Here is a 12,061-nt window from a genome sequence, read left to right on the forward strand (position 1 = left end):
ATAACAGTGTGTAATTCGTAAAATGATAATAGTTATTATGTATTATTTGGTATGCTTAGCTTGCATACGGCTCGTATGCAGGGTAACAATTAGGTTAGCTATGCTAGGAGAAATCTTGACATAGCTAACTTTCAAGCAATTATAACGATAAGTGTCACACTCTTTTACAGCGTACCGCTTCTTATGGGGGCGGTTTTCTTTTGTTTGTAAGATATTGATAAGCTTCAATATCATAATATAGTAAAATTACTGTAATTTATATTTAGTTTGATCAATAAATTCGTGCCTGAAAGCTTTTTTTCAAAACCAAATTCAGTATCATAGACAGTCAAAGGAGAGTTTTGATGAAAAAGTTACTTGTTTTGGCTACGCTAGTTGCATTATTGGGGTGCGCAGAAAAAAAAGCTGCTACACCTGAAGAAAAGTGGAAAGGTTATTGTACAAGTATTGGTAATGCTGCACGTACGATTACATTGGATCGTCAAAATGGGATTACTAAGAAAGAGGCATTGGATTATGCAAATAAGGTCACTGATTTAACGACCAAAACTTTCCTTTTATCTCAAATTGATAAAGTTTATGCTTTAACTGATGAGCAGCTCAAGTCGGACAAAGATGCCATTATGACTCAAATTAAAGAGTCAGCAACTCAAGAGTGTATCAATACACCACATGATCCAAATAAAATGCCAGATTATAAACCGTTCTAATGAACGGTTTTGTTTTCCTAATTTGCTGTTAATTCAATATTTTTTGAAACAAAAAATATAATTTATTTACTAGAAAAGCTTATTTAAAAAAGGAATAATGAAACATCAAAATAAAAATAGTGTAGGAGAGCGATATGGAAGTGGTTGCATATTTACATAATTCCGACTTGCTCCTAGAAGATGAAAAAGGTGTAGCAGTCATTTGTGGTAGTCATTATGTGTTAAGTATTGGCGATAAGGTTCATATACGTGAAGTTATTGATCAAAGTGCCAAGCTTTATCAGGTTCAAATTTCATTTGCTTCGGCTGAGCATGCAATGATGCACGATGACGAGATTCAAATGAAATTTGTTGGTGACCGGAGTCAGCTGGATGATTATCTTTTAACGACTACTGTCCACTAAGGTTGAATGTTTCTTTGTGATTAAGAAAGGCAATATAAGTTGCCTTTTTTTATGGCTAAAAATGCTGAAAGTAATGCAAACGCAAAATGAAGTGGTTTAAAAACGGTTTAAGGTTCAAAAAGTGGTCAACGTGAGCTATTCACATTTATTTATAAAATAATGGGCATCACGAATAAACACGATAGTTGCATTAACTTTTGGCTTGATTTTTAGTAAAATTTGTCTGTCCATATTACCCGTGAAGCTTTTGACAAGCTGGAATTCGCGCGTAATTTTTTACAAAAGAGGAATAACACCGTGCTAGAAGCTTACCGCCAACACGTTGAAGAACGTGCCGCACTCGGAGTCCCACCGAAGCCACTTGACGATGCTCAAACTGCTGAGTTGGTTGAATTATTAAAAAATCCACCGGCTGGTGAAGAAGCATTTCTAGTTGATTTGCTTGAAAACCGTGTTCCTGCAGGTGTTGACCAGGCTGCTTATGTAAAAGCTGCTTTCTTGGCCGCAGTAGCTAAAGGTGAAGCGACATCTCCACTAGTTTCTAAAGAACGTGCGGTTTACTTATTAGGTACTATGCTTGGTGGTTACAACGTAGCACCATTGGTTGAGTTGTTAGAAGATGCTGAGCTTGCAGAACTTGCAGCAGAAGCATTGAAAAAAACACTACTTGTATTTGATGCGTTCCATGATGTTGCTGACAAAGCAAAAGCTGGTAATGCAAATGCAAAAGCTGTATTACAATCATGGGCTGATGCTGAATGGTTCACAAGCCGTCCAGATGTTCCAGAAGAAATTAAAATCACTGTATTTAAAGTAACTGGCGAAACAAATACGGATGACTTGTCTCCTGCACAAGATGCCTGGAGCCGTCCAGATATCCCATTGCATGCAAATGCAATGCTTAAAAACGAACGTGATGGTATCAATCCTGAAAAACCAGGTGAAGTTGGTCCATTAAGCCAAATCAAAGACTTGATCGCGAAAGGAAATCAAGTTGCTTATGTTGGTGACGTTGTGGGTACTGGTTCATCTCGTAAATCAGCAACCAACTCTGTTCTTTGGTTCTTTGGTCAAGACATCCCTCACATTCCAAACAAAAAAGATGGTGGTGTGTGCTTAGGTTCTAAGATCGCTCCAATTTTCTTCAATACTATGGAAGATGCTGGTGCATTACCTGTAGAAATTGATGTTGCTGACATGAACATGGGTGACGAAGTTACTCTTAAAATTGATCATGCTGCTGCGAAAGTTACTGCTTTTAAAAACGGTCAACAAATTTCAGAAGCTGAACTAAAAACTCCTGTTCTTCTAGATGAAGTTCGTGCTGGTGGTCGTATTAACTTGATCATTGGTCGTGGTTTGACTGCCAAAGCTCGTGAAGCTTTAGGTCTTGCTCCATCTACATTGTTCCGTACTCCAGTTCAACCTGCTGATACTGGTCGTGGCTTTACTCAAGCTCAAAAAATGGTTGGTCGCGCATGCGGTCTTCCAGAAGGTCAAGGTGTTCGTCCAGGTACATACTGCGAACCTAAGATGACAACAGTTGGTTCTCAAGATACAACTGGTCCTATGACTCGTGATGAGTTAAAAGACTTAGCTTGCTTGGGCTTCTCTGCTGACTTGGTAATGCAATCATTCTGTCACACAGCTGCATATCCAAAACCAGTTGATGTACAAATGCAACATACACTTCCTGACTTCATCATGAACCGTGGTGGTGTATCACTTCGTCCAGGTGATGGTATTATCCATTCTTGGTTAAACCGTATGCTTCTTCCAGATACTGTTGGTACTGGTGGTGACTCACATACTCGTTTCCCAATCGGTATCTCTTTCCCAGCGGGTTCTGGTCTTGTAGCATTTGCTGCAGCAACTGGTGTTATGCCACTTGATATGCCTGAATCTGTGCTCGTGAAATTTAAAGGTAAAATGCAGCCTGGTATCACTTTACGTGACCTTGTTCATGCAATTCCTTACCGTGCGATCCAGGAAGGTGACTTGACTGTAGAGAAAAAAGGTAAGAAAAACATTTTCTCTGGTCGTATCTTGGAAATCGACTTAACAGAAATGGAAACTCAGTTAACTGTTGAGCAAGCATTTGAACTTTCTGATGCTTCTGCTGAACGTTCTGCTGCTGGCTGTTCTATCACGCTTTCAGAAGAAAAAGTTGCAGAGTACTTACGTTCTAACATCGTTATGTTGAAGTGGATGATTTCTCAAGGTTATGGCGATGCGCGTACAATGGCTCGCCGTATTGAGAACATGGAAAAATGGTTGGCTAATCCAAGCCTGATCAAAGCTGATGCTGATGCTGAATACACTAAAGTGTATGAAATTGATCTTAGCGAAATCAAAGAACCTGTTCTTTGCTGTCCAAATGATCCAGATGATGCAAAACTTTTATCAGAAGTTGCGGGTGCAAAAATTGATGAAGTATTCATTGGTTCTTGTATGACAAACATTGGTCACTTCCGTGCTGCTGGTAAACTTCTAGATAAAGTTCCTGGTGGTTCATTGTCTACACGTTTATGGTTGGCTCCACCAACGCGTATGGACGAAAGCCAGTTGATGGAAGAAGGTTTCTTTAACATCTATGGTAAAGCTGGTGCACGTACTGAAATGCCAGGTTGTTCATTATGTATGGGTAACCAAGCACGTGTTGCACCAAATACAACTGTTGTTTCAACTTCTACTCGTAATTTCCCTAACCGTCTAGGTCAAGGCGCAAATGTTTACTTGGCTTCTGCTGAGCTTGCATCTGTTGCAGCAGTTTTAGGTAAATTACCAACTCCTGAAGAATATCAACAATATGCTGCACAAATCGACAGCATGTCTGCTGACATTTATAAGTATTTGAACTTTGATCAAATGGCTGACTATACAAAAGCTGCTGATAAAGTAGATACCAAGAAAATTGCTGCGGCTCAGTTGACTTAATGCTTTAAGTATTAAATTTACAGAGATAAATAAGGGGCTAATCAATTAGCCCCTTATTTTTTATGTAAATATTTGCTGCGATTGTAGCTATTTGTCCTAATGTGAATAGCTTAAAAAAGATCCATATTTGATATAAAAAATATATAGAAAGATATTGCTTGTGAATTAATCCCATATTTATTTTATGGTTTTTTGAAATTGGGCTATGATGAGAAGGAGATATTAAATAGGATAAGAGAAAGATGATGAATTTTAACAATAAAGTTGTAATTGTAACTGGTGGAGCAAGTGGTATAGGCTTGGCAACAGTTATTGGCTTTTGTAAAAAAGGTGCAAAGGTTGTTATTGCTGATTTGAATGATCATGGGCAAGCAATAAGTGATGATTTAAATGAGCAGGGTTTTATTACTGCATTTTTTAAAATTGATGTACGACAAGAACAAGAAAATGAAGAGTTAATCAAGTTTACTGTGAATATGTTTTCAGGCCTAGATATTATCTTTGCCAATGCAGGCATTGCCAATGACGCACCGATTGATCAACTTCCTTTGGAACGCTGGCAAAAAACTATAGATATTAATCTAACCTCGGTATATTTAATTGATAAATGTGCAATTGAATATTGGCTAGAAAATAACAAGAAAGGGGTCATTGTGAATTGTGGTTCGATTCATAGTTGGGTTGGCAAAAAAGGGGTAACTGCTTATGCTGCAGCAAAAGCAGGCGTGAAACTATTAACCCAGACTTTGGCTATTGATTATGCCGCAAAAGGAATCCGTGTAAATGCTGTTTGTCCTGGTTATATTGATACACCATTATTAAGTGCAGCTGATGAAAGGCAAAAAGATAATTTGGCGAAACTGCATCCTATTGGTCGTTTGGGTAAGCCTGAAGAAGTAGCAAATGTAGTCTTGTTTCTGGCAAGTGATGAAGCTTCTTTTGTCAACGGTACAGCAGTTTTGGTCGATGGTGGATATACAGCTCAATAGTTTGATTTATTTTAAATGATTCAAAAAGTTTATAAATAAAGGCTACACAGTAGCCTTTATTTTATTATGAAAGAGAATCTGTATAACTTTTTTAATCAAGAATTCTGCATGGGTTGTCCAATTTTACCAAGGAGATAGTTTATGAAAGCATGATATTTGAGCTTATTTTTACCTTTTATTTTAAGTGCCTGTGACACTGATTGGAAAGCTGATTTAGGTATTGGCTGTTATATGAATGGAAAACTTTGTTTTAATTCTTTTAACTACTCCAATTCTAGTGAGCATTCCTTAGTCTTAATATCNGATAATATTGATTACACCATACAAGATAAAAATTACTGGACTAATTGGTTAACATGTAAGGCTATTAATAGTGAAAGGACAATTTGTTAAGCACAACAATTGATCATTCCAATAAAAGATCACAAAAAAAGATGTGTAGATAAAATTGATATTGTTAAGTACCTAAAAGATAAGTGGATTTTAAAATATTATCTCATAATTTATAAAAAGAATTTGAATCCTCCTTATATGTTGCAAGAGATGGATAATAGGGCATTAACGGAAATTAAATTAGAAGGTTGGCAAAAAAAGCAAGCTATTAATTATGAGCAAGAACTTTTATGTGGAGAATAATGTGGCATCATATGAAAAGAAAGGGTGTTGCTAACAGCTTGTCAGAGCAACTCAAGCTTGCAAACAGTCGTATGTCAACAGCTACCAAGAAATTGTCATTAAATACTCAGAATTAGCTAATAATTTACTTATATTTGGCTAGCAGAATGAGCTGACTCAAAGCGAATTGATAAAGAAAAATTAGGTGAGGAGTGGACTGGACTGAATCAAATTAATGGTACCTTTATTAATGAGGCTCCCAAATTTAAAAAAAATTAGATTCGATAATCTAATAGATATCAGACTCAAATTAAAACAGAAATTAGGGTTTTTCTAGTTTAGGTGTTATGCCAAAATTACATTGATTAATTTCAATTTATCGATTTTATTAAATAAAAAGCCCCGTGGTTAGGGGCTAGTCGTATATGCATCTGAGGCATACACTGTATGAGGCTCATCTCAAACTGTGACTATTAAAGCATAAAGTTTTGGATAAATAAAATTTGTTTGGCATTATTTCATCTCCAATGAGTTTTTCTGTACTCCAAATTTATAAACTGTCGTTGCATTAAACGTGTCACCTTTTTTCAAAACAGTAGATGGGAAGCTTGGGATATTTGGAGAGTTTGGGAAATGTTCAGCTTCAAAGGCAAAACCATCTGTTTGGCGATAAGCTTTTCCAGAACTACCAATGACACTACCATCGAGGCTATTTGAAGTATAAAACTGTAATCCAGGTTGTGTAGTCGAAAGCTCGAGTGTACGGCCAGACTCAGGATCATAGGCACGTGCAGCAAGTCTAGGTTGTGTTGCATTTGGAGAATAGTTGTCCAATACCCAGTTGTGATCGTAACCTCGGGCATAATTTAATTGTTCAAAATTATTCCGCAAGTCTTTACCGATTGCTTTCATCTGACGAAAATCTAATGGTGTCCCGACCACAGGAACAATCTGTCCAGTAGGAATAGAATGTTTATCAGTTGGTGTGTAATTGAAGGCAAAGATTTGAACCTGCTGATTTTCTACACTTCCACTATTTTCACCAGCCAGATTAAAATAGCTATGGTTGGTCAAATTAACAACTGTATCCTGATCAGTTTGAGCAGAATAATGTAAAGTAAGTTCATTATCATCATTGAGACTATAGGTAACAGTTGTTGTCACATTGCCTGGAAAACCATTCTGACCATCTGGTGATAGATAGCTCATTTCAACAGAAGCTGTTTTTGGATCTTTTTGCGGAATAATCTTTGCAGACCAGACATCTTGAGCAAATGTTGATGGGCCGCCATGTAAAGTATGTTGACCGTCATTTAAAGGAAGTTGATAAGTTTTACCATTTAAAGTGAAGCGACCATTAGCAATACGGTTGGCATAACGACCAATAATTGCACCAAAATGTGGATCATTTTTTGTGGCATAGGCTTCAGCATCTGGCAAACCTAAAACAATATTAGCGATCTTTCCATTTTTGTCAGGTAGGTTAATTTCACGAATTACACCTGCAATGGTGATGACTTTAACTGTTACTCCATTTTTATTATTAAATGTATATTGCGTAACTTCTTTGCCATCAGGTGTCTTACCATAAGGTTCAGATGAAACTGTAGCGGCATAGATTGCTTGGGTACCTACAATTAATGTTGCCAAAGGAACTATATATTTAATCAATTTTGACATGATTCATCCTTTTGATTGGGTTTTTTTATGAAGTAAATCTAAACTGATTTTAATTCTTTGAATAGCTTAGCAAAAGTACCATTTTGTGAAAATCGACTGGTAGGGAAATTTATGCTTGATGATTCAATATTATCCTATGAATCTAAACTTTAGTGTATCTAAAAGAAAAATTCACTATTATAGATATTGATTTCTTATGAAATTGTTTAAAAAGACTGAATAATAAACATAGAAAGATAAAGTGAAATTTGAAAAATTTGCTATAAAACAACAGTTTTTTGTTTTTAATGCAGAACTTACATTAATGAAAATCGGCATTTTTTGGTATCACGATAAAACCGTTACAGGCTATGTTCATCCTTTTAATCTAAATGATCAAGATGCTTTGGGCATGGTCGAAAGTCCATATATCCATAATGAATATTGGGATGTTTTATCTAATCGATATCCAGATTTAAGATTGATCAATCACAATGTTATACCGAAAGGAAGAGCATTATTCAGTACAACTGAGGGGAAAGTTGTAATACATCTGGATGAAAAATTATTAAAAAAATCTTCTAAAAAACGTATTGCTAAATTTTTAGGTATCGAAGAAAAAAATGCAATCTGGTTAATAGACGAATCAACTAGCGTAAAATATATTTAGTTAACTATATAATTTTGATCAAGATACTATTCAATCATCATCAAATCTGCCTTGTTTTCAAGTTTCAGTGGACGTAAGGCAAAGATAGAACGAGTATGCCGTATACCTTTCATTGAATATAAATGTTTACGCAAAAAACGCTCATAATGTTCGGCATTTTTAACTGCAACTTTAACCAGATAATCATAATCACCTGTTACCAAGTGTGCCTCGACGACTTCTGGCATTTGGGCAAGTGCATCACTAAATTCTTCCAGAATTTCGTCATCATGACGTTCCAAAGTAATTTCGATAAAAAAAAGTTCATTAATGCCGATGGCTTTTGCATTAATATTTGCCGTATATCCTTCAATAATGTTTAAGGATTCCAGACGTTTTACTCTGGTCCAGCATGGTGAGGTAGATAAACCAACGATGTCTGATAGCTGGGCGATTGTCAAACGTGCATCTTGTCTTAAAGCCGATAAAATTTTACGATCAATTTTATCCAGTGAATATATACTTTCATTCATACTGATATCCTGAGAAAAAAATTCTGAATATTTTTAATATATTGAAAAAAATTCCTAAATAACTCGAAAATGAGTAGAGAATTCGGGAAAAATTTAGCTGCCATCTCCCATAAAATAGATATATCAAGTCGAAAACATTTGGGAGACTGTTTTTGACTATACAAATAGCACCTTTAGAGAAGGGTGCTTTAAAGGTGCTATTTGTAGCTGGAATATTTAACTAAAACTATGTAGCGGATCCTTTTCTTGATTTTATCCAATATGCCAGTGCTAATAGTGTTAACCAGAATGGGATAAGGATTACTGCAATACGCATATCAGCAGTTAGCCACATAATCATTAAAATAGTGAACATGAATAAGACACAGATATAGTTGCTAAAAGGATAAGCAAATGCTGGAAATACAGTCTTTATCTTTTGATAATTCATGTGTTTTTTGAACTTGAGATGTGTCAAGGAAAGCATCATCCAGTTAATTACGATTGCAGATACTACTAAACTCATCAAAAGCTTAAATGCTTTTTCAGGGAACATATAGTTCAAAATTACGCAGATAAGCGTAATACAGGCTGAGGTTAAAATTGCTGCATATGGGATACCACGTTTATTAATTTTACTTAAATACCGGGGAGCATTACCTTGTTCAGATAAACCTAGAAGCATCCGGCTTGTGCCATAACTTGTGCCGTTATAAACCGATATTGCAGCGGTGAGTACTACAAAATTAAGAATTGTTGCCACATATTGACTACCGAGTGAATCAAAAATCAAAACAAAAGGACTGCCACCTTCAGCAATTTGATTCCATGGATAGAGTGATAACAAGATAAAAATAGTCAATACATAAAATAGTAAAACTCGGTAAACAATCTGATTGACCGCTTTAGGAATGGTTTTGGTCGGGTCTTTCGCTTCTGCTGCTGTTAGACCTACCAGTTCTATTCCACCGAAAGAAAACATGATAATCGCCATAGCCATAACTAGCCCAGTAATACCATTTGGGAAAAACCCACCGAGTGCCCAAAGGTTACTGACATGAGACTGGTGACCAGCATGTCCACTCGCCAGTAAATATGCACCAAATGCGATCATACCAATAATTGCACATATTTTTATGATCGAAAATAGAAATTCAGTTTCACCAAATACTTTGACGTGCAGTAAGTTGATTACATTGATTAGAATAAAAAATCCAAGTGCCGAAACCCAGGTCGGTATTTCTGGCCACCAATATTGTACATATAAACCGATAGCACTCAACTCAGCCATGCAAACGAGAATATTTAATACCCAATAGTTCCAGCCAGACATAAATCCTGCAAATGGACTCCAGTATTTATAGGCAAAATAGCTAAAAGATCCACTCACTGGTTCTTCTACGACCATTTCACCTAATTGTCTCATCATGAAAAAAGCGATTAGACCAGCAATGGCATATCCTAAAATAACCGATGGACCAGCAAGTTTAATGGTTTGTGATATACCCAGAAAGAGTCCTGTTCCGATAGAACCACCAAGGGCGATGAGCTGGATATGGCGATTGCTTAAACCATGCTTGAGCTGACTTTGCTTTGCGGAAGACATCAATAAATCCGTATACGTTGGAATGCGGGAGACAAATAACAGCAGTGCTGAAAATGCGTTAAATATAATATTTTTTTATTAAATAATAAAATTTAATTTATATATGCTGTTTTTTACAAAGTTATAAAACACATTTCTATAAATTCATAATCTAAAGATGATTTTACTGTGTTCTTTTGAATATTCACGTATTAACATAGCGATGTGAAACAAGAATAAGTATGTTATATGAGATTTAGTGCGTGGTATGCCTTAAGAAAATTTGTCTATAACAATTTACATAATGATGATTACGAGACATGGTTTAGTCGTTTAATAAACTATGTCCTGATTTTTCTCATCGTTGGTAATGTTATTGCGGTATTGCTTGAATCGGTCAATGATATCTATAAAGCATATCAGGTTTATTTTGATTTCTTTGAAAATTTATCCATTATTATCTTTACGTGTGAATACCTGCTTAGATTCTGGAGTATTGTAGAAAAGGATTGCTTTAAGCCTGCATGGAAACAGAGATTGGAATGGATCACCAGTGGGGCAGCCATTATCGATCTATTGGCAATATTGCCAGCTTATCTGAATTTCTTTGTCCATATTGATTTGCGTTTCCTTAGAATTTTACGATTATTAAGATTGCTGAAACTGACACGCTATTTTGTATCATTACAAATACTTTTACGTGTAATAGAACGTGAAAAAGGATCATTTCAGGCTGTTATTTTTATCTTGATTATCATGATTATCATGGCAGCAGCTGGGGTATATGTTGTTGAAAATAAAGCACAACCACAAGTATTTAGTTCTATTCCAGCATCAATGTGGTGGGCAGTTGTGACTTTGACTACTGTTGGATATGGTGATGTCACGCCAATCACACCACTAGGACGTTTCTTAGGTGCATTGATAACCATATTAGGTGTAGGTCTGGCAGCATTACCAGCCGGTATTCTGGCAACCGGGCTTGCAAATGAGTTGGAGCAACGCAAACAGAAATTAGAGCTGAAATTTCGTGAGTTACTGTTAAATGATAGTGAAATTGATCTCATTTCAGATAAAGACAAAATAGAAGATCTACGAAAACAGGTAGGGCTAACGCCTGATCAAACTCATGATATTCTATTGCAACTTATCCGGGATAAAAGAGAGGCTGAGTTAAAAAAAGAACGAGAAGAATATTGTTTTTGTCCACATTGTGGTAAGAAGCTTCCTGAATAATATTTTAAGTTATATCGTGGTAAGCTAACCTTGTTGGGAGAGGTTTACCCATTGATTTAATTGTAGATTAAGATGAAAAAAGAATATTTTCTGATTATAGCAATGATCGTTTTATTGCTGATTTTATTGATTTCAGGAATTTATCCATTTGACAGAATGACATGGGTGCTGGAAGTTATGCCTGTCATTATTGCAATTCCTTTACTATGTATAAGTTATAAAAAGTTTCCTTTAACGCCGTTGCTTTATACATTGATTTTTATACATGCCATTGTATTGATGTTGGGTGGAGCATATAGTTACGCAAGAGTTCCATTAGGTTTTTATATTGCTGACTGGTTTGATTTAAGTCGAAATCCCTATGACAAAATTGGGCATTTTATGCAGGGTTTTGTTCCTGCTATTGTCGCTCGAGAGATATTGATTCGTAAACATATTTTAGCTAAAGGGAAGATGCTGGCATTTATTGTGATTTGTATTGTATTGGCAATTAGTGCTAGTTATGAACTGATTGAATGGGCGGCAGCAATCTGTTTAGGACAAGACGCTGAAGAGTTTTTGGGAACACAAGGTGATGTTTGGGATACTCAGTCTGATATGTTTTTCGCACTGATAGGTGCTATAACCGCATTATTTATCTTGAGTAAATGGCATGATCAACAAATACAAAAAATAATCCAATAATGATTTTTCTTGAATTTAATTCATTGAAAATTAAATGTAATTATATGCGGTGGCAAATGTTTTTATGAGGCTCTATACATA

General features: G+C 35.8%; 11 protein-coding genes. 8 read left to right on the forward strand and 3 right to left on the reverse strand.

From position 1 onward, the window contains the following. The first annotated feature begins 344 nt into the window (after positions 1-344). The 5 genes from KPC_RS12390 to KPC_RS12410 all read left to right on the forward strand — a co-directional run bounded on the left by KPC_RS12390 (position 345) and on the right by KPC_RS12410 (position 5,676). Positions 345-710, forward strand: a complete 366-nt coding sequence (locus KPC_RS12390; RefSeq protein WP_121974670.1) for a hypothetical protein — start codon at positions 345-347, stop codon at positions 708-710. A 134-nt stretch (positions 711-844) separates the two neighbouring features. Continuing rightward, entirely contained in the window at positions 845-1,114 is a 270-nt protein-coding gene (locus tag KPC_RS12395) for a hypothetical protein (protein WP_121974671.1), read from the forward strand. A gap of 297 nt (positions 1,115-1,411) precedes the next feature. Next, on the forward strand, positions 1,412-4,051 hold the full coding sequence (locus KPC_RS12400; protein WP_121974672.1) for a bifunctional aconitate hydratase 2/2-methylisocitrate dehydratase: 2,640 nt from the start codon (positions 1,412-1,414) through the stop codon (positions 4,049-4,051). A gap of 242 nt (positions 4,052-4,293) precedes the next feature. Continuing rightward, positions 4,294-5,040 (forward strand): SDR family NAD(P)-dependent oxidoreductase, encoded by a 747-nt coding sequence (locus KPC_RS12405; RefSeq protein WP_228212255.1) that lies wholly within the window; start codon positions 4,294-4,296, stop codon positions 5,038-5,040. Positions 5,041-5,442: 402 nt separating this feature from the next. Beyond that, a complete protein-coding gene (locus KPC_RS12410) occupies positions 5,443-5,676 on the forward strand; it encodes a hypothetical protein (RefSeq protein WP_121974674.1) in 234 nt (77 codons plus the stop codon). A 492-nt stretch (positions 5,677-6,168) separates the two neighbouring features. On the opposite strand, the gene KPC_RS12415 is transcribed toward KPC_RS12410, so the two are convergent. Further along, entirely contained in the window at positions 6,169-7,335 is a 1,167-nt protein-coding gene (locus tag KPC_RS12415) for an aldose epimerase family protein (protein ID WP_121974675.1), read from the reverse strand. 241 nt (positions 7,336-7,576) lie between these two features. Here KPC_RS12415 and KPC_RS12420 point away from each other — a divergent pair, with 241 nt between their 5' ends. Then, positions 7,577-7,984 (forward strand): hypothetical protein, encoded by a 408-nt coding sequence (locus tag KPC_RS12420; protein ID WP_121974676.1) that lies wholly within the window; start codon positions 7,577-7,579, stop codon positions 7,982-7,984. Positions 7,985-8,010: 26 nt separating this feature from the next. Here KPC_RS12420 and KPC_RS12425 read toward each other — a convergent pair whose 3' ends face one another. Both KPC_RS12425 and KPC_RS12430 read right to left on the reverse strand, forming a co-directional pair. Further along, the gene (locus tag KPC_RS12425) at positions 8,011-8,496 is read right to left on the reverse strand and encodes an Lrp/AsnC family transcriptional regulator (protein WP_121974677.1); all 486 of its coding nucleotides are present in this window, start codon (positions 8,494-8,496) and stop codon (positions 8,011-8,013) included. A 226-nt stretch (positions 8,497-8,722) separates the two neighbouring features. Then, positions 8,723-10,081: an amino acid permease gene (locus KPC_RS12430; protein ID WP_121974678.1), complete on the reverse strand. Its 1,359-nt coding sequence runs from the start codon at positions 10,079-10,081 to the stop codon at positions 8,723-8,725. 228 nt (positions 10,082-10,309) lie between these two features. Between KPC_RS12430 and KPC_RS12435 the strand changes: the two genes are divergently transcribed. Continuing rightward, positions 10,310-11,296, forward strand: coding sequence for a potassium channel family protein (locus tag KPC_RS12435; protein ID WP_121974679.1), 987 nt, complete (start codon positions 10,310-10,312; stop codon positions 11,294-11,296). Positions 11,297-11,368: 72 nt separating this feature from the next. Next, positions 11,369-11,980, forward strand: coding sequence for a DUF2238 domain-containing protein (locus KPC_RS12440; protein WP_121974680.1), 612 nt, complete (start codon positions 11,369-11,371; stop codon positions 11,978-11,980). Positions 11,981-12,061: the final 81 nt, after the last annotated feature.

Origin of the sequence: Acinetobacter stercoris (genome assembly GCF_900323515.1) — a bacterium.
Taxonomy (GTDB): domain Bacteria; phylum Pseudomonadota; class Gammaproteobacteria; order Pseudomonadales; family Moraxellaceae; genus Acinetobacter; species Acinetobacter stercoris.